Annotated in this window: 16 protein-coding genes; 8 read left to right on the top strand and 8 right to left on the bottom strand. The window is 68.3% G+C overall.

What is annotated here, in order from left to right; translation table 11 throughout:
- Positions 1-2: 2 nt before the first annotated feature.
- Both C461_RS05880 and C461_RS05875 read left to right on the top strand, forming a co-directional pair.
- Positions 3-464: a universal stress protein gene (locus C461_RS05880; protein WP_007999487.1), complete on the top strand. Its 462-nt coding sequence runs from the start codon at positions 3-5 to the stop codon at positions 462-464.
- 176 nt (positions 465-640) lie between these two features.
- Complete coding sequence (locus C461_RS05875) at positions 641-901, top strand: hypothetical protein (RefSeq protein ID WP_049906368.1); 261 nt, start codon at positions 641-643, stop codon at positions 899-901.
- Between the two features lie 6 nt (positions 902-907).
- Here C461_RS05875 and C461_RS05870 read toward each other — a convergent pair whose 3' ends face one another.
- The gene (locus C461_RS05870) at positions 908-1597 is read right to left on the bottom strand and encodes an NAD-dependent epimerase/dehydratase family protein (protein WP_007999484.1); all 690 of its coding nucleotides are present in this window, start codon (positions 1595-1597) and stop codon (positions 908-910) included.
- Positions 1598-1729: 132 nt separating this feature from the next.
- On the opposite strand from C461_RS05870, the gene C461_RS05865 reads away from it, so the two are divergent.
- Positions 1730-1924: a cold-shock protein gene (locus C461_RS05865; protein WP_007999482.1), complete on the top strand. Its 195-nt coding sequence runs from the start codon at positions 1730-1732 to the stop codon at positions 1922-1924.
- 329 nt (positions 1925-2253) lie between these two features.
- Here C461_RS05865 and C461_RS05860 read toward each other — a convergent pair whose 3' ends face one another.
- Positions 2254-3198: an oxidoreductase gene (locus C461_RS05860; protein WP_007999480.1), complete on the bottom strand. Its 945-nt coding sequence runs from the start codon at positions 3196-3198 to the stop codon at positions 2254-2256.
- Positions 3199-3265: 67 nt separating this feature from the next.
- A complete protein-coding gene (locus tag C461_RS05855) occupies positions 3266-3673 on the bottom strand; it encodes a thiol-disulfide oxidoreductase DCC family protein (RefSeq protein ID WP_239639094.1) in 408 nt (135 codons plus the stop codon).
- 354 nt (positions 3674-4027) lie between these two features.
- Between C461_RS05855 and C461_RS05850 the strand changes: the two genes are divergently transcribed.
- The 3 genes from C461_RS05850 to msrB all read left to right on the top strand — a co-directional run bounded on the left by C461_RS05850 (position 4028) and on the right by msrB (position 8135).
- The gene (locus C461_RS05850) at positions 4028-6484 is read left to right on the top strand and encodes a DNA topoisomerase VI subunit B (RefSeq protein WP_007999474.1); all 2457 of its coding nucleotides are present in this window, start codon (positions 4028-4030) and stop codon (positions 6482-6484) included.
- Entirely contained in the window at positions 6485-7570 is a 1086-nt protein-coding gene (locus tag C461_RS05845) for a DNA topoisomerase IV subunit A (RefSeq protein WP_007999472.1), read from the top strand.
- 97 nt (positions 7571-7667) lie between these two features.
- The gene (gene msrB / locus C461_RS05840) at positions 7668-8135 is read left to right on the top strand and encodes a peptide-methionine (R)-S-oxide reductase MsrB (protein ID WP_007999470.1); all 468 of its coding nucleotides are present in this window, start codon (positions 7668-7670) and stop codon (positions 8133-8135) included.
- Between the two features lie 63 nt (positions 8136-8198).
- On the opposite strand, the gene C461_RS05835 is transcribed toward msrB, so the two are convergent.
- The 3 genes from C461_RS05835 to C461_RS05825 form a co-directional block, all read right to left on the bottom strand.
- Positions 8199-9353: an acyl-CoA dehydrogenase family protein gene (locus tag C461_RS05835; protein WP_007999469.1), complete on the bottom strand. Its 1155-nt coding sequence runs from the start codon at positions 9351-9353 to the stop codon at positions 8199-8201.
- A gap of 619 nt (positions 9354-9972) precedes the next feature.
- The gene (locus C461_RS05830; protein ID WP_007999468.1) at positions 9973-11115 is read right to left on the bottom strand and encodes a pyridoxal phosphate-dependent aminotransferase; all 1143 of its coding nucleotides are present in this window, start codon (positions 11113-11115) and stop codon (positions 9973-9975) included.
- Positions 11112-11600 carry an Lrp/AsnC family transcriptional regulator gene (locus C461_RS05825; RefSeq protein WP_007999467.1) on the bottom strand — a complete coding sequence of 163 codons (489 nt, stop codon included), beginning with the start codon at positions 11598-11600 and terminating at the stop codon, positions 11112-11114. Before C461_RS05825 ends, C461_RS05830 begins: the two co-directional genes overlap by 4 nt.
- Positions 11601-11688: 88 nt before the next feature.
- On the opposite strand from C461_RS05825, the gene C461_RS05820 reads away from it, so the two are divergent.
- Positions 11689-12555, top strand: coding sequence for an aldo/keto reductase (locus C461_RS05820; protein WP_007999465.1), 867 nt, complete (start codon positions 11689-11691; stop codon positions 12553-12555).
- Positions 12556-12590: 35 nt separating this feature from the next.
- Here the strand turns inward: C461_RS05820 and C461_RS05815 are convergent, their stop codons facing one another.
- Positions 12591-13943, bottom strand: a complete 1353-nt coding sequence (locus tag C461_RS05815; protein WP_007999463.1) for an adenylosuccinate synthase — start codon at positions 13941-13943, stop codon at positions 12591-12593.
- A gap of 313 nt (positions 13944-14256) precedes the next feature.
- Between C461_RS05815 and C461_RS05810 the strand changes: the two genes are divergently transcribed.
- Positions 14257-14562, top strand: a complete 306-nt coding sequence (locus tag C461_RS05810; protein WP_004595838.1) for a hypothetical protein — start codon at positions 14257-14259, stop codon at positions 14560-14562.
- 186 nt (positions 14563-14748) lie between these two features.
- On the opposite strand, the gene C461_RS15705 is transcribed toward C461_RS05810, so the two are convergent.
- Positions 14749-16758: DUF7527 domain-containing protein (locus tag C461_RS15705; RefSeq protein ID WP_007999459.1), on the bottom strand; the 2010-nt coding region annotated here is incomplete at its 5' end.

The raw sequence follows: 16758 nt of genomic DNA, 5'->3' as shown, positions 1-16758 counted from the left end.
CCATGTACAAACGCATTCTCATTCCCACGGACGGAAGCGACGTCGCGGAGGCTGCGGTCGATCACGCGCTCGACCTCGCCGAGAAGTACGACGCGGAGGTTCACGCGCTCTACGTGGTCGACATCGACTCCGTGAATTTCAGTCTCGGAACCGAACAGGTCGACCGGCTCAAACAGGGGCGGTTCGACGAGATGGGAGAGCTGAAAGAGCAGGCGGACGAGGCGACCGGCGTGGTCGCCGAGAGCGGCGCCGAACGCGGCATCGACGTCGTCGAACACGTCTCGGGGGGTCGGCCGCACAAGCTGATCAGCGACTACGCCGAGAACCACGGTATCGACCTCATCGTGATGGGGAGTCACGGTCGGGGCGGCGTCCGCCGGGCGCTGCTCGGTAGCGTCACCGAACGGACGCTGCGTTCGACGCACGTCCCCGTCCTCGTCGTCGACTACATCGACGAGGACTGAACCCCCGCCGAGCGCGCGCCCGTCTCGGGGCCGTTCGGGCGGTGGGCGCTCGGGCGGAGGCCGTTCGGGCGGTGGGCGCTCGGGCGGAGGCCGTTCGGACGGTGGCCGTTCGGGCGGAGGCCGTTCGGTACAGACCGTTCCGGAACACCGACGTATTTCGACGCGAACGTTCATTCATGACCGACGCCGATCAGATCGACGAGCCCGACCCGGACGAGAGTCTCGCCGACCGCGTTCGGTCCCACGTCAGGGGGAACCGGACCGGGATGCTACAGGACCTGGCGTTCGCGATCGCCTGGGTGACGCTCGTGTCGGTGCTGTACGACGTCGCGTTCTCCACGGCCCCGCAGTGGGTGCTGTACATGTTCATGCTCGCGGGGATCCCGGCGTACTTCGGCTTTTTCCTCTCGCTGGATATCGCCAAGGCGCAGCGGTAGACGGGCTTACTTCGACGTCCCGCCGCCGCTCGATTCGACGGGGTCGCCGAGCCGCCGCACGTCCGCGACGTCCAACAGCGACTCCGCCGGGTCGAACGCCGTGCGGTACGCGGCCCTCGCGACGGTGTCGACGGGGAGCGGCCGCGCCTCGCCGAGCCGGTCGGCGATCAGCGGGACGGAGTCCGCGAGCCGCAACGCGGCGTTGACGGGCGGAGAGAAGTGCGGCTGACCGGTCCCGTACACCGGTCCCGGTCTGAGAGTGACGTCGTCGAGGTCGAGCCCGGCGATCGCGGCTTCGGCGCGCCGCTTGGCGGTCAGGTACGCGCTCCGGACGCCCGGCGGCTTCACCGACGACGAGAGGAAGACGAACGTGTCGACGCCGGCGCGTTCGGCCTCCAAGGCCGCGATGATCGTGCCGTCGCCGTTGAGCCGCTCGAAGGTGATCCCCGCGGCCGGCGTTTCGCGGATGATCCCCACCGCGTGGACGACCGCGTCGACGCCGTCGAGCCGATCGCGCCAGCCGTTCGGCCGGAAGAGGTCGGCGCTGGTCCACGAGACGGCGTCGGCCCACGGGGCGTCGAGCGGCGGGCGTCCGCCTCGTGAGATGCTCCGGACGTCGCGGCCGTCTCGCACCGCGAGCCGGCAGATCTCGCGTCCGATGAACCCGCTACCGCCGACGACGAGGAGGGTCGACATGGCTACCGCTTGTCGGCCAGCGGCCTTGGCGTTTCGGTCGGTACGCCGGAAGCGCGAGCCGCGCGAGACCGCGACGCGACCGGTAGTGCGCACACAACACTTATGATGCAGTCGGGAGTCTGTCCAAGTGCGATGGCGACAGGCAAGGTCGACTTCTTTAACGACACTGGCGGCTACGGATTCATCGAGACTGACGACGCTGACGAGGACGTATTCTTCCACATGGAAGACGTCGGCGGCCCGGACCTCGAGGAAGGCCAGGAGGTAGAGTTTGACATCGAGGAGGCGGACAAGGGTCCGCGCGCGAAGAACCTCACTCGACTGTAGACAGCTCGGCAGCACCCGCTACCGACGACTCGGATAGCTCTCAAAATGCGTCTCGCGTATATTACCACCGTGAGCGACGGCTGGGCGTTACGAGCGGCCGATCGCGAGGATGCGAATCGGTGTAGTCGGACGACTTTTATATCTGCTGTCGGGGGGATGCCGTCTGCCGCGAATCGGTCGTTGCCGTCGACGACCCGGTGATCGCGAGTTCCACTTGCGGGGCGCGACCGCAGCCTCACGTCTCCCCACCCTCGCCGCGACGGCGTTTATAAACACTGTCGCTCCTACGCGTTTCCAGGGATAACCACGAGCGGGCTCGCGCCCGCCGCTCAGAGCGGGAACTCGACGCTCGTCGCCTCCGTCGAGTACTCCCAGAGCCGCCGGGCGTCGTCGCGGTCGTAAGAGGCGTCGTTCGACCGGCCGACGGTGGGGTGGCCGCGCATGTTCATGAGCCCGCCGGGCTCGACGTAGGCGCCGCCGTCGACGTCGGCGGTCGCGGCGTACAGCATCGGCTCGGCGCCGGTCGCGGCGTCCTGTCCGAGGACGGCGTTCGCGGCCCGCATCCCGAGTTTCAGCAGGGGGTTGCCGCTCTCCGCCGCCGTGCGAAGCTGAAGGTTCGTGTCCGCGTAGCCGGGGTGACAGGCGACGCTGCGGACCCCGAGGTCGTCGTCGGCCGCGTCGAGTCGCCGCTGCAGTTCGTAGGCGAAAAGCAGGTTCGCGAGCTTGCTGCGGCCGTAGGCCTTCCACTTCCCGTAGGAGCGCTCCCAGTTGAGGTCGGAGAAATCCATCTCGCCGGTCTCGTGGGCGCCCGACGATTGGGTGACGACGCGGGCGTCGCCGTCGATCCCGTCCGCAGCGACGAGCAGCGGAAACAGCCGTCCGGTGAGCGCGAAGTGTCCGAGGTGGTTGACGCCGAACTGCGTCTCGAAGCCGTCCTCGGTCTCGCCGCGCGGGATCGCCATCACGCCGGCGTTGTTACAGAGGACGTCGACGCCGTCGTAGTCGGCCGCCAGCCCGTCGGCGAACGTTTCCACGGAGTCCAGCGAGGCGAGGTCACACTCGCGGACGTCCAACTCGAGGGTCGCGGACGTCGACTCGCGGAGCTCCGCGGCCGCCGTCTCCGCTCGCTCGACGCTCCGGCAGGCCATCACGACGGTCGCGCCGCGCCGGGCGAACTCGCGGGTGCCCTCGTAGCCGAGACCGCTGTTCGCGCCTGTCACCACGACCGTCGCGTCGTCGAGTCGCGGCATCTCCGCGGGGGTCCAGTCGCTCATACCCGACAGTGAGTCGCCGCGGGGAGAAAGCTGTCGCCGCCGGCGAGCACCGATCGCTCCGGCTCCGTCAGGACTGCGACGAGGTCGGCGACTGCGGCGAGAGGAACCGGTCGCTGACGTCTTCGTCGGGGATCATACACCGGTCCTTCTTCCCGAACCAGTCGTATCGGTTGTTCGCGACGACGTCGTAGAGCCGGTCCCGAATCGCCTTCGGGAGGATCCGGCCGATCGTCGCCGCCCGGTAGGGCCAGCCGAGTAGCTCCGCGATCCGGATCGCGGCGCTCGATTTGGTGTACGTCCGATCGCCCTCGACGAGGACGAACGAGTCGAAGTCCTCGGTCGGGAAGCCGTGCCGTTTGAGCAGGGCCTGTCCGGGCGGCGACTGCAGCGACGCGAACCGGAGTCGGCCGTCCGGGTCCAAGGGGAGTAGCGTCGACACCACGCCGCTACAGAGGTTACAGACCCCGTCGAACATCACGATGGGGCGATCCGTCGGGATCGATTCGACGTCGACGGTCGACGGCTCCGACCCGGCGTCGCCGTCCGGCCGGGTGTCGCCGTCCGATCCGACGCTCTCGTCCGCGTCGTCGCCGTCGGGGGCCGCGCGCTCGGTGGGCATCGGTGTGAAAGGCTCCGTGCGCGGTCGTACGCACCGCGGCGACATTTACCCTCGGGATCCGGACGGCGACTCCCCCCGGATCCCGGCTGGCGACGCTCGACGGCGACCGGTCGCCGTCGGCGGCGGTGTCGGCGTCTCGAACGCCGACTTCCACTTTCACCTCGCCGGCGGTGCGTTTTTAGGTGCCTCGGCGAAAGGTACCCACACCGAATGACGTCCTTCCAGTCGACGATCGGCGACGAGGAGGGGATCGCAGAGGAGCTGGCCGAGGGCCAGCGCGAGATCTCCATCGCCGAGTTCTTCGAGAAGAACAAACACATGCTCGGGTTCGACTCGGGCGCTCGCGGGCTCGTCACCGCCGTCAAGGAGGCGGTGGACAACGCCCTCGACGCGACCGAGGAGGCCGGAGTACTCCCCGACATCTACATCGAGATCGAGGAGGTGGGCGACTACTACCGGCTCGTGATCGAGGACAACGGGCCGGGAATCACCAAAGAACAGCTTCCGAAAGTGTTCGGGAAGCTCCTGTACGGGAGCCGCTTTCACGCCCGCGAGCAGTCTCGCGGCCAGCAGGGGATCGGGATCTCGGCGGCCGTCCTGTACTCGCAGCTCACGTCCGGACAGCCCGCGAAGATCACCTCCCGCCCGAAGGGGCAGGCGCGGGCGCAGTACTTCGAGTTGATCATCGACACCGACACCAACGAACCGGAGATCAAAGCGGACGAGGAGACGACGTGGGACCGACCCCACGGCACCCGGATCGAACTGGAGATGGAGGCGAACATGCGCGCCCGCGGGCAGCTCCACGACTACGTGAAACACACCGCCGTCGTCAACCCGCACGCCCGGCTCGAACTGCGTGAGCCGGGGCTCGACGAGCCGATGAAGTTCGAGCGCGCGACAGACGAGCTGCCGGCGGAGACGAAGGAGATCCGCCCGCACCCGCACGGCGTCGAACTCGGCGCGCTGATCAAGATGCTGGAGGCGACCGAGTCGTACTCCGTTTCGGGGTTCCTCCAGGAGGAGTTCACGCGGGTCGGCAAGAAGACCGCCGACAGCGTGCTCGACAACTTCCGCGACGTGTACGACGGGCGCGAACTGGCGTGGTCGCCGCCGCGCGCCCACGACGACCGAGACGTCGAGGCCGCGATCGGGGACGCCGTCGCCAACAAGGGGAAGGCGGCGACGACCGCCTTCGCCGAGGGCGTCGCCGAGACCGTCGCGGGCAACGACCGCCTCTCGCGGTCCGACCTCGCCGAGATCGTCGGGAACGTCGCTGACGGCGTCGAGGACGACACGGGCCGGACCTTCGGCGAGACGGTCCGCGAGAACGCCGTCGAGGCGGCGTGGACGGCGATCACCGGCGTCGGCGCCGATCGAGGCGAGTCGTCCGAGGAGGACGACGCTCCGGCCGACCCCGTCGAGGCCGCCGTCATCGCCGACGTGTACGCCCTGGTCGACGAGGCGACGTCGACGCGCAAGGACGACGCGGCGGTGCAGGCGATGGCCGACGCGCTCGCGCGACGCTTCGCGAACCTCGACGGAGACGCGTTCCGGATCACCCGGGACGACCTCGACCGACTCGTCGCGGACGCGGCCTCGTTCGTCGCCGAGCAGCACGACGCGACGTTCGGCGAGACCGCCCGCGAGAACGTCGCCGAGGCGTTCTGGTCGCGAGCGCGAACCGTCCCCGACGACCCGCCGAAGGTCCGGGACGTCGCCGCCGACCGCGACGCCTCCGCCGACCTCCTCGAAGCGATGCGGGCGACGGACATCCTCGCGCCGCCGACGGACTGTCTCGCGCCGATCACGGCCGAACTGGTCGAGGCCGGGCTGCGCAAGGAGTACGACGCCGACTTCTACGCCGCGGCGACTCGCGACGCCGAGGTCCACGGTGGCGACCCCTTCATCGTCGAGGCCGGCATCGCCTACGGTGGGGATATCCCCGCCGAGGGCTCCGTCGAATTGCTCCGGTTCGCGAACCGCGTCCCGCTCGTCTACCAGCGCGGCGCGTGCGCGACGACCGACGTGATCAAGTCGATCGGGTGGCGCAACTACGGGCTCGACCAGCCCGGCGGCTCGGGGATGCCGAACGGCCCCGCGGTCATCAGCATCCACGTCGCGTCCACGAACGTCCCGTTCACGAGCGAGTCGAAGGACGCGCTCGCGAACGTGCCGGCGATCGAAGACGAGATCGAACTCGCGGTGCGGGAGGCCGCCCGCGAACTGAAGTCGTACCTCAACAAGCGGCGCTCGATGCAGCAGCGCCGAGAGAAACAGAACGTGCTCGGCACGATCCTCCCCGAAATGGCCGACAAGGTCTCGGAGGTCACCGGCCGGCCGCGCCCGAACATCGACGGCGCGCTCGCGCGGATCATGAACAACGTCAGCGTCGAACGCGAGGTGGCCGACGGGACGGTGACGCTCGTCGTCGAGAACCACTCCGACGTCTCCGAGACGGTGGAGATCACGGATATCGTCTCCACGGAGCCGACGGACCTGTCCGACGGCACCGTCGTGGACATGGACGGCGAGTGGTTCGTCCAGTGGAAACCCGAGGTCTCCTCGGGCGACGAGCGGGAACTGACGTACGCGGTCGACGACGACGCGGACTTCGAGATCAGCGTCGGCGGCGTCGAAACGGAGAAACTCACGGTGAACGCATAAATGACGACGAATACAGACGCACGAGACGAGCTCATCGACCTGGCCGCGGACTTCTACGACCAGTTCGCCGACGGGACGATCCCGGAGATGAAGCTGCCGACCCGGACGAAAAGCAACATCGAGTACGACCCCGAAAGCGGCGTCTGGACCTACGGCGACCGCACGTCGACTCGGAGCGCGAACTCCGTCCGCGGCGCCCGGAAGCTGCTGAAGGCGGCGTACACGATCGAGTTCCTCGCCAACCAGCTGGACGACGACCGCTCGTCGACCCTGCGTGAGCTGTACTACCTCTCGGAGTCGTGGGACAACGACGAGGCGCAGTTCGGCTCACAGGACGAGTCGAACGACCTCGTCGAGGACCTCGAGATCGTCACGGGCGTCACCCGCGAGGACTTCCACATGCGCCCGGAGGAGTCCGGTGCGACCCTGATGGGACCGCTTCTGATCCGCGAACAGACCCGCCGCGGCGAACGCGAGATCCACTGTCAGGAGGACGTGGGCGCGGGCGGCTACCAGATCCCGAACAACCCCGACATGATCGAGTTCCTCGACGACGACATCGACTTCGCGCTCGCCGTCGAGACCGGCGGGATGCGCGACCGGCTCGTCGAGAACGGCTTCGACGAGGACTACAACTGCCTCGTCATCCACCTCAAGGGCCAGCCCGCGCGGGCGACCCGGCGGATCACGAAGCGCGTCCACGACGAGTTGGACGTACCGATCGCCGTCTTCGCCGACGGCGACCCGTGGTCCTACCGGATCTACGGCTCCGTGGCGTACGGCTCGATCAAGTCGGCGCACCTCTCGAAGTACCTCGCGACGCCCGAGGCGCAGTTCGTGGGGATCCAGCCGGCGGACATCGTCGAGTACGACCTCCCTGCGGACCCCCTCTCTGACTCCGACGTGAACGCCCTCGAATCGGAGCTCGAGGACCCGCGGTTCCAGACCGACTACTGGGAAGAGCAGATCGAGCTCCAGCTCGACATCGGCAAGAAGTCCGAACAGCAGTCGCTCGCGAGCCGCGGGCTTGACTTCGTCACCGACACCTACCTCCCCGAACGGCTCGACGCGATGGGCGTGCTCTGAGGGCTCGAACGCCGTTTTTCGGGGATCTACGCCCTCAACCGACGGCGGCTGGTGCTCCCGCCGCAACCGCCTTTGGCGCGGAGACCGTATCGGTCGTATGAGCGACTCAAGCCGGACCGACGGAACCGACGGGAGCGACGGCGGCACCGACGCAGAACAACCCGGTTCGGAACCGACAGACGCAGCGCTGACCGACGCGGAGTGGCGCGAACGGCTCTCCGAGGAAGAGTACCGCGTGCTCCGCGAGAGCGGCACGGAGGTGCGGTTCTCCGGCGAGTACGTCGACCATCACCCCGACGACGGGAACTACCGCTGTCGGGCCTGCGGCACCGTCCTCTTCGACGCCGAGACCAAGTACGAGTCCGGCTGCGGGTGGCCCGCGTTCTACGCGGCCGAGGAGGACTCCGTGACGACGACGGTCGACACGAGTCACGGAATGCGCCGCACCGAAGTCAGGTGCGCGAACTGCGACTCGCACCTCGGGCACGTGTTCGACGACGGCCCCGAGCCGACTGGCAAGCGGTTCTGTATCAACTCGGTCGCGATGGAATACGACGAGGAGTGAGCGCGGCGGGGATCGGTACCCTCGACGGAGACCGCCGACCCCGCGTTGACCGCGTCCGTCCGTTCAGAACCCCTCGTCGAGCAGTTCGCGGGCGACGATGTTCTTTTGGATCTCCGTGGTTCCCTCGTAGATCTGGGTGATCTTCGCGTCGCGGTAGAGCCGTTCGACGTCGTGGTCGTTGACGAAGCCGGCGCCGCCGTGGACCTGGACCGCCTCGTCGGCGACGTCGACGGCGACCCGCGAGGCGAACTCCTTGGCCATGGAGGCGAGCGCCGTCAGATCGCCGGACTCGTTGTCGACCGCCCACGCGGAGCGGTAGGTGAGCCAGCGGGCGGCCTCGGTGTTCGTGTGCATCTCCGCGAGCTTGTGTTTGATCGCCTGGAAGTCGGAGATGGACCGACCGAACTGCTCGCGCTCCTCGGCGTACGCCAGCGCGCGCTCGGCCGCGCCGCGGGCGATTCCGACGCCCTGCGCGGCGACCGCGGTGCGGGTCTCGTCGAAGAACTGCATGAGCTGGAGGAATCCCATGCCGCGCTGGCCGATCAGGTTCTCCTCCGGAACCCTGACGTCGTCGAAGCGGAGTTCGGCGGTGTCGCTCGCGCGGATTCCGAGCTTCCCGGTGATCTTGTCGCGGGTGAGCCCGTCGCGGTCGGCCTCGACGAGGATCTGCGAGTACCCCGAGTAGCGGTCGTCGATCTCCGGATCGGTCTCGCAGACGACGACGAAGTAGTCCGCGACGGTCCCGTTCGTGATCCACATCTTCGAGCCGTTGATCACCCACTCGTCGCCGTCTTTCGTCGCCCGGGTCGCAACACTAGTCACGTCCGACCCGGCCTGCGGCTCAGAGATGGCCGACCCCATCACCGCGTCGCCGGCCGTTATCTCCGGGAGGATCCGTTCTTTCTGGTCGTCCGTGCCGAACTCCATGAGCGCCTCCGCGCCGAAGCCGGCGCTGGAGACGCAGAGGCCGATCCCGGGGTCCGCGGCGAACAGCTCCTCGGTGAGGATCGCGTTCTCAAGCGCCGAGTAGCCGACGCCGCCGTACTCGACCGGGACGTGCGGCGCGAGCAGCCCCATCTCGGCGGCCTTGTCCATCACCTCGTGGGGGTACTCCTCGGCGACGTCGTACTCGGTCGCGACCGGCCGGATCTCCTCGTCGGCGAACCGACGGACCTCCTCGCGTAGCTGCGTCTGTTCGTCGGATAGCTGGAACTCCATGCGTCGCCCTTCCGCAGAGTTGTTAATAATCGTTCGTAAATGATCGAGAATCCGAGGCTGGTTTACGGGTTTACGGCTCGTAGCGGTGGGATCGGCCCGCGACCTTCGCTCTCGACCGAGAGCGGGAGTGGGTGTTGCAGACCGCCGCCAGCGACGTAGTATATAAATAGAGCCGAGCGGCGGCGACGATTATTTATAAATAAACAATGCGGTTGGCGCGCTCCGGTGAGCGCCGCAACGCGGCGCGAATCCGAGCGCGAGGGAGTCGGACCGGCGCAGCCACGCCGGTCCGACGAGGCTGGGGAGGCGTGAGGCTGCGGCCCCGCGAGCAACGCGAGCGGGAGCACGGAAGTCGCAGCCCGCGCAGCGAACGAAGTGAGCGAGCAGGACCGTCTTCCGGCGGTGCTGTGCGGTGCGGTTGGGGCTTTGAAAGTTATCACCGCGTCAGTACCGATTGATAAACAGCCGACGGCAACACCGCTGCTCCACTTATAAATGACCGCGCCACCAGATCGGCTCACCCACTCCCTACTCAGTCACGCCGTCGGCTCAACGGTGATCGCTGGGGTCGATATCCGCCTTCGAATTCCGCTGTGCGGTCGAACTCCGCCCCGTCTCGTCACTCCCGGTCGGCGACGAACGTCGCGATCCGGTCGGTCGCCTCCTTCAGTTCGCGCATCGAGGTCGCGTACGAGACCCGGAGGTGCCCCTCGCCGCCCGCGCCGAAGACGGAGCCGGGGACGACGGCGACGCCCTGCGCCTCCAGCAGCTCCTCGGCGAACGCCTCGTCGTCGCCGCCGCAGTTCGGGAACGCGTAGAACGCGCCGCCCGGCTCGAACGTGTCGAGGCCCATCTCGTTGAACCGCGAGACGACGAGCCGCCGCCGGCGGTTGTACTCGCCGACCATCTCCGCCACCTCGTCGTCGCAGCTATCGAGCGCCTCGATCGCCGCGTACTGCGGGGTCGTCGGCGCCGACAGCATCGTGTACTGGTGGATCCGGTTCATCGCGTCGATCGCGTCGGTCGGACCCAACGCGTAGCCGAGTCGGAGCCCCGTCATCGCGTACGCCTTCGAGAAGCCGTTGATGACGACCGTGCGCTCGCGCATCCCCGGCTGCGTCGCGATCGACGCGTGGTCCGTCCCGTACGTGAGCGCGGCGTAGATCTCGTCGGCGATCACTCGGAGGTCGTTGTCGCGGCAGAAGGCGGCGACCTCGGCGAACGCCTCGTCGCTCATCGTCGCGCCGGTCGGATTGTTCGGGTAACACAACACGAGCAGGTCGGCGTCGGCCGCGCCGGACGCCTCCAGCTGCTCGCGGGTCAACACGAAGTCGTCCGCGGCCAGCGTGGGCACCGTCAGCCGCTCGCCGCCCGCCAGTTCGATGCCGGGGCCGTACGAGATGTACGTCGGCTCGTGGACGGCGACGGTGTCGCCGGGGTCGACGAGCGCGCGGAGCGCGAGGTCGACCGCCTCGCTCGCGCCGGTCGTGACGAGCACCTCGTCGGTCGGATCGTACGGCTGGTCGTAGCGCTCGTGGTGAGCCGCGATCCGCTCGCGGAGAGCGGCCATCCCCCGGTTGGAGGTGTAGGAGGTCTTCCCGCGTTCGAGCGAGTCGATCGCGGCGGTCCGGGCCGCCCACGGCGCGGAGAAGTCGGGCTCACCGACCCCGAGCGAGATCACGTCGTCGCGCGCCTCCGCCAGCTCGAAGAACTTCCGGATGCCCGACTCGGGGAGGTCGCGAGCGCGGTCCGACAGTCTCATGGGGAGACCGAGAGCCGGTCGTCGTCGTCGCCGTCCTCGAACCGGACCCCGCCGTCCTTGTACGTCTCCATGATGTAGTGAGTCACCGTCTGGGTGACCTCGGGCATGGGCGCGACCTGCTCGGAGATGAACCGCGAAACGTCCTGCATCGTCTCACCGAGCACCTCGACGGCGAAGTCGTAGTCGCCCGAGACGAGGTGAAGCGCGTCGACGGCCGGGAACTTCGCGATCCGGTCGGCGACCTGATCGTAGCCCGTCTCGCGGTCGAGTTCGACGTTGATCTCGGCGACCGCGCGGATCTTCCCCTCGTCGACGCGGTCCCAGTCGACGACCGCTTGGTAGCCGTGAACGACGTGATTCGCTTCGAGCGTCGCGATGGCCTCCGCTACCGCGTCGGCATCGAGGCCCGTTTGGGCCGCGATGTCGTCGATGTCCTCGCGGGCGTTCCGCGCCAACACGTCGAGTACCTCGCGCTCGGCGTCCATACCTCACGATCACACGGGGGCGGTTTATGAGTAGCGACGCGCGCAAGTCACCCCCACGACTTTGAGCGCGGCGCGCGAACGTGGGGACATGTCTCCAGCGACCCCGACCCAGAGCGACACGTTCGACATCGGCGGCGACCTGACGGTGAACCGCCTCGGATTCGGCGCGATGCGGATCACGGGCGAGGACATCATCGGACGCCCCGCCGACGAGGCCGACGCGGAGGCGGTCCTCCGGCGGGCCGTCGAACTCGGCGTCGACTTCGTCGATACTGCCGACTCCTACGGGCCGGGCGTCTCGGAGCGGCTGATCGGCGAGGCGCTCGGCGACCCCGACGACGTCGTCGTCGCGTCGAAGGCCGGACTGCTCCGGAACCGCGACGGCGACTGGCTGCCGCACGGCGACCCCGATTTCCTGCGAAACCAGGTGTTGTGTAGCCTCGACCGCTTGGGGACCGACACGATCGATCTGTATCAGTTCCACCGGCCCGACCCGGACACAGACTTCGAAGAATCGGTCCACGCGTTCGCGGAGATGAAAGACGCCGGCCAGATCGCCCACGTCGGGCTCTCGAACGTCAGCGTCGAACAGCTCGAGACCGCGACGGAGATCGTCGACATCGCGACCGTCCAGAACCGGTACAACGTCGGCCACCGCGACGACGAGGACGTGCTCCGCGCCTGCGAGCGCCGCGACGTGGGGTTCATCCCGTGGGGGCCGATGTACACGGTCGACGAGGAGGGCGTCGCGGGAGCGCTCGACGAGGTGGCGGAGCGACACGACGCGACGGCCCGACAGGTCGCGCTCGCGTGGCTGCTCCATCACTCCGACGTGACGCTCCCGATTCCGGGCACCTCGAGCGTCGACCACCTCGAATCGAACGTTGCGGCCGCGGAGCTGTCGCTGACTGATGAAGACATGAGCGTGCTGAACGGCGTCGATCCGAAGGAGTAGCCACGGGTCTGCCCGCACCGAACCGATCGACCGTCCTACTCGTCGAACGGGTTCGTCAGTTCGACCGTCTCCTCGCGGTCGGGGCCGACGCCGACCGCGTACACGGGGGTGTCGATCTCGTCGGCGACGAACTCCAGGTACCCGCGGGCCGCCTCCGGGAGCGCGTCGTAGCCGTCCTCGGCGACCGCGGCCGAGTCGAACTCGTCCCACGTGTCGAGCGTCTCGAACACCGGCTCACAGCGCTCCCAGCGCTCGGTTGTGGTGGGGACGGTGTCGATCTCCTCGCCGTCGAGCTCGTAGCCCGTACACACCTTCAGCTCGTCGAGCCCGGCGAGCACGTCGACGTGGTTGACCGCGACGCCGGTGAACCCGGAGACGCGCGCGGCGTGCCGGAGCATGGGGAGGTCGAGCCAGCCGATCCGACGCGGGCGGCCGGTGACGGTCCCGAACTCGCCGCCCTTCTCGCGGATCTCGTCGGCGAGCGCCTCCTCTTCGGCGTCGCCGTCGAGTTCGGTCGGGAGCGGCCCGGAGCCGACCCGCGAGAGGTACGCTTTCACGATGCCGACGACCTCGCCGTCGCCGACCGTGGTGACGCCGACGCCGGAGCCGACGACCGCGCCGCCCGCGGTCGGGTTCGAGGAAGTGACGAAGGGGTAGTTGCCGTGGTCGATGTCGATGTGGGTCCCCTGTGCGCCCTCGAAGAGGATCCTGTCGCCGGCCTCGCGACGCCGGTAGAGGTAGTCCGAACAGTTGACGGTCATTTCTTCGTCGGCGAGCCGCTCGCCGATACGCGTGAACTCCTCGTGGAGCGCGTCGACGTCGAACGCTTCGGCGCGGTCGTCGTCGGTGAGGTCGAGCCCGTACACGTCCTCGACGAGCGCGCGCTTCTGCGGGACGGCGTACTCCAGCTTCTCGCGGAGCACGTCGGGAGCGAGCAGGTCGGCGACCCGGACGCCTCGGCGGCCGGCCTTGTCCTCGTAGGTGGGGCCGATCCCGCGGCCGGTGGTGCCGACCTCGTCGCCGGCGTCGTCGTCGGCCTTGACCTCCTCTTCGATCCCGTCGAGCACGCGGTGGTACGGCATGATGACGTGCGCCCGGCGCGCGACCCGCACGTCGGGGTCGAGCCCGCGCTCGCGGAGGTCGTCGATCTCGGTGAACAGCGTTCGCGGGTTGACGACGCAGCCGTTCCCGAGGATCCCGACGGTGCCTCGGACCGCGCCGCTCGGTACCAGCGACAGTTTGTACTCCGCGCCGCCCTCGACGACGGTGTGGCCGGCGTTGTCGCCGCCCTGATAACGGACAACGACGTCCGCGTCCCCTCCCCACCGGTCGACGAGCGCGCCCTTGCCCTCGTCACCCAGCTGGGAGCCGACGATGGTGAGTGTCATACGGACTGCCAGTTCCCGGCGGGGGGTAAAACAGATTACGGTCCGAGGCCGCGAATGGAGCACGAACGTGCATTAATCGGCTGTCGGATACGAACGGATATCGTTGTTCGTGGTGAAGATCCGGCGTGATGCCCGTCAGCGCCTGCCGGCTACCGCCGCCGCCGCGAGCGATCCGACGACGCTCCCGGTGTCCCGTCGGGCTAAAACGATCGAACACGTTAACTACTGGCACGTCAAAGCGTGGGATCGAGCGACCCCGGGGCGTCCCCGGACAGCAACTTTTAAACCGGGGCATGACAAGTTAACATGTGCCATGATAGATCGACTAGAGAAGGAGGTAGACATGCTGGAACGCCACCTCCAGGTCCTGCGGATGGTCATCGAGAACGAACCGATCGGCATCGTGAAGATGTCGAACGAGACGGGCTACCCGCACCACAAGGTTCGCTACTCGCTGCGCGTGCTCGAAGAGGAGAACCTCATCGAGCCGTCCAGCCAGGGGGCGATCACGACGGAGCGGACCCACGAGTTCGTCGACGAACTCGACGAGAAGCTCGACGAGACGGTCGAGAAACTCGGCTCCATGCGGATCGACGACGCCGCCGAACTCGAAAACTGAACTGACCGAATTCGTCCGTGTTGGCGGCCGAATGCGTTCGATTCGTGTTTTACGTTTCGTTTTGGGAGCGCCACTGTTGACGGGCAACGTCGGCACTGATACTGGCGTCGGAGTCGGCGTCGGCGCCGTCGCTGTCAAGTAAAATTGACTCATCGATAGCAACTCGTCCGGAGCGGTTCCCGGCCCCTAGAGGTCGGGAACGGTCATGTGGAACCCGCCGTCGCGGGCTTCGACGAGACAGAGGTGGTAGCCGCGCTTGCGCGAGAGCTTCACGAAGCTCGCCCGCTTGGACCGGCTGAACAGCCCGCCGCCGACGGCGTCGCTTGCGGTCTCTAACGCGCCCGGTTCGAAGAAGCTCTCCGTCACCGCGAACGCCGCCGCGAAGGAGTCGTTCGACTCCGCGATGTCGCGGCCGTCGCCGACGAGCGACTCCAGCGTTCCCTCCGCGGTCGGGTCCCGGCTGTCGTTGAGGTCGGCCACGAACAGCGGATTCCCCATCCGGTCGCGCAAGACGAGGTCGAACGCGCGCTGCTCGCGGGTCTCCTCGCCGTTCTCTCGGAGGGCGATAGAGACGGTGCCGCCGATCTCCGCGCGGTCGATCTCGGGGAGCGCGTCGTAGAGGTCGCGGAGAACGCTTTGGTTCCCGGTCCCGCTCACCTCGAACGGGAGGTCCTCGACGAGCCAGCGGGTGAACCCGTACTCGATCGTGTCGGTCAGGAACTCCTCGTAGGGTCGGCCGTCGACGACGAGCCCGTCCGTCTCGAAGCTCGTGTGGTGTTCGATCCGGAGGTTCTCGCGGAGCGCGTCGCGGTCGACGCCCCCGTCGTGGACGTCCTCTAGGGTCGCCCCGCCCTTGGAGTCGTACCTGACGAAGAGGTTCGTCCCGCTGCGCGCCTCCGCCGGTGAGAGCGTTCGCTCGCCGTCGGGGAGCCGATCGCGAGCGGTCGACAGCTCCTCTCGGAGCCGATCGCGCTCCTCGCGAAGGGTCTCGACCTCGCTCTCCAAGCGGTCGAGACTCGCCGCGAGCTCGTCGCGTTCCGCTTCGATCTCGTCGCGCTCGGCCGCCAGCGACTCTCGCTCCGACTCGGCCGCTTCGAGGGCGCTCTCCAACCGCCGGAGTCGCTCGGCGCGTTCACCGCCCGCCGACTCCGCCGATCGCTGCGACACCGCGGACTGGTTCGCGGCGGCCCCTCCCGTCGTCCGGGGCTCGGGCGAACGGCCGTCGTCGGTCGCGGCGCTCGTCTGCGACTCGGCCCGCCGCGCGGTGCGCTGGTCGGCGTCGCGAGCGCGGTCCGCCCGGCGCTTCGTCTGTCGATTCCCTCCCGAGCCGGGGCGCCCGCCGGGCGGATCGCTCGCCTCCGAGGGGTCGAGCGCGGGGATCGACTTCTGTTCGCGCCACTGCTCCTCCTCGGAGAACACGTCGTCGTCCGGCGATCGCTCCGCGGTCGCGCCGTCGGCGCCGGAGGCATCTACGCCTTCGGCCGGTGCGGCCGCCGAGTCGCGGGGACCGCCCGCCGGACGGTCTCCCGCGGCACCACCGGTCGCACTGTTGCTCGACTCGGACGCGTCACCGGAAGGGACCGCCTCGGGGTCGGCGCCGTCCCCGCCGCTACGGTTCCGGGTTGAGTCGGGTCGGTCCGACCGGGCCGTCGCCGCGGCGACCGCGTCCGCGTCGACCTCGGACGGCTCCGGATCGGTCGGTGAGTCGATCCCTTCGTCAGATCCTTCGTCGACGGCTTCGTCGGTGGTCTCGCCGGCGTTCGCCTCGGCGTTTCTGTCGGCGTTTCTGCCGGACTTCCCCTCGTTCCGTTCGCCGACGGGTTCCGGGTCGTCGCTCTCCGTTGCGGTCTCGTCGCGTCGGTCCTCTTCGCCGTCGTCCGCCTCATCTCCGACCTCCGCGTCGCGACCGGCCGCCCCCGCGCCCGCGCTTGCAGTCCCGCCGTCGCTCGACGGAATTTCCTGTACCTGCAGGTCGACTTCGTAGACGGTGTAGATACCGACCTCGTCGTCGGCGAGCGCGAAGGCGTCGTCGCCGGTTTCGAGTCGCCGGGAGTTCCCCACGTACGCGGTCGCCATCGACTCGCCGGCGGTGTACGTGACGTAGTAGTCGCCGGAGAGGACGTTCTCAGACAGCTCGATGTAGCCGGTGAACCCCCCCTGCGAGAGCTTCCGATTGGCCTCCGAGAGCGGCGTGTC

The sequence above is a fragment of the Halorubrum aidingense JCM 13560 genome (genome assembly GCF_000336995.1).
GTDB lineage: Archaea > Halobacteriota > Halobacteria > Halobacteriales > Haloferacaceae > Halorubrum > Halorubrum aidingense.
Note: the sequence above shows the minus strand (reverse complement) of the source record. Positions and strands in the feature narration are given on the sequence as shown.

Excerpts from the sequence above, each read along its gene's own strand:
- C461_RS05880 (WP_007999487.1), top strand. The coding sequence starts at position 3 with ATGTACAAACGCATTCTCATTCCCACGGACGGAAGCGACGTCGCGGAG.
- C461_RS05875 (WP_049906368.1), top strand. The coding sequence starts at position 641 with ATGACCGACGCCGATCAGATCGACGAGCCCGACCCGGACGAGAGTCTC.
- C461_RS05870 (WP_007999484.1), bottom strand. The coding sequence starts at position 1,597 with ATGTCGACCCTCCTCGTCGTCGGCGGTAGCGGGTTCATCGGACGCGAG.
- C461_RS05865 (WP_007999482.1), top strand. The coding sequence starts at position 1,730 with ATGGCGACAGGCAAGGTCGACTTCTTTAACGACACTGGCGGCTACGGA.
- C461_RS05860 (WP_007999480.1), bottom strand. The coding sequence starts at position 3,198 with ATGAGCGACTGGACCCCCGCGGAGATGCCGCGACTCGACGACGCGACG.
- C461_RS05855 (WP_239639094.1), bottom strand. The coding sequence starts at position 3,673 with ATGTTCGACGGGGTCTGTAACCTCTGTAGCGGCGTGGTGTCGACGCTA.
- C461_RS05850 (WP_007999474.1), top strand. The coding sequence starts at position 4,028 with ATGACGTCCTTCCAGTCGACGATCGGCGACGAGGAGGGGATCGCAGAG.
- C461_RS05845 (WP_007999472.1), top strand. The coding sequence starts at position 6,485 with ATGACGACGAATACAGACGCACGAGACGAGCTCATCGACCTGGCCGCG.
- msrB (WP_007999470.1), top strand. The coding sequence starts at position 7,668 with ATGAGCGACTCAAGCCGGACCGACGGAACCGACGGGAGCGACGGCGGC.
- C461_RS05835 (WP_007999469.1), bottom strand. The coding sequence starts at position 9,353 with ATGGAGTTCCAGCTATCCGACGAACAGACGCAGCTACGCGAGGAGGTC.
- C461_RS05830 (WP_007999468.1), bottom strand. The coding sequence starts at position 11,115 with ATGAGACTGTCGGACCGCGCTCGCGACCTCCCCGAGTCGGGCATCCGG.
- C461_RS05825 (WP_007999467.1), bottom strand. The coding sequence starts at position 11,600 with ATGGACGCCGAGCGCGAGGTACTCGACGTGTTGGCGCGGAACGCCCGC.
- C461_RS05820 (WP_007999465.1), top strand. The coding sequence starts at position 11,689 with ATGTCTCCAGCGACCCCGACCCAGAGCGACACGTTCGACATCGGCGGC.
- C461_RS05815 (WP_007999463.1), bottom strand. The coding sequence starts at position 13,943 with ATGACACTCACCATCGTCGGCTCCCAGCTGGGTGACGAGGGCAAGGGC.
- C461_RS05810 (WP_004595838.1), top strand. The coding sequence starts at position 14,257 with ATGATAGATCGACTAGAGAAGGAGGTAGACATGCTGGAACGCCACCTC.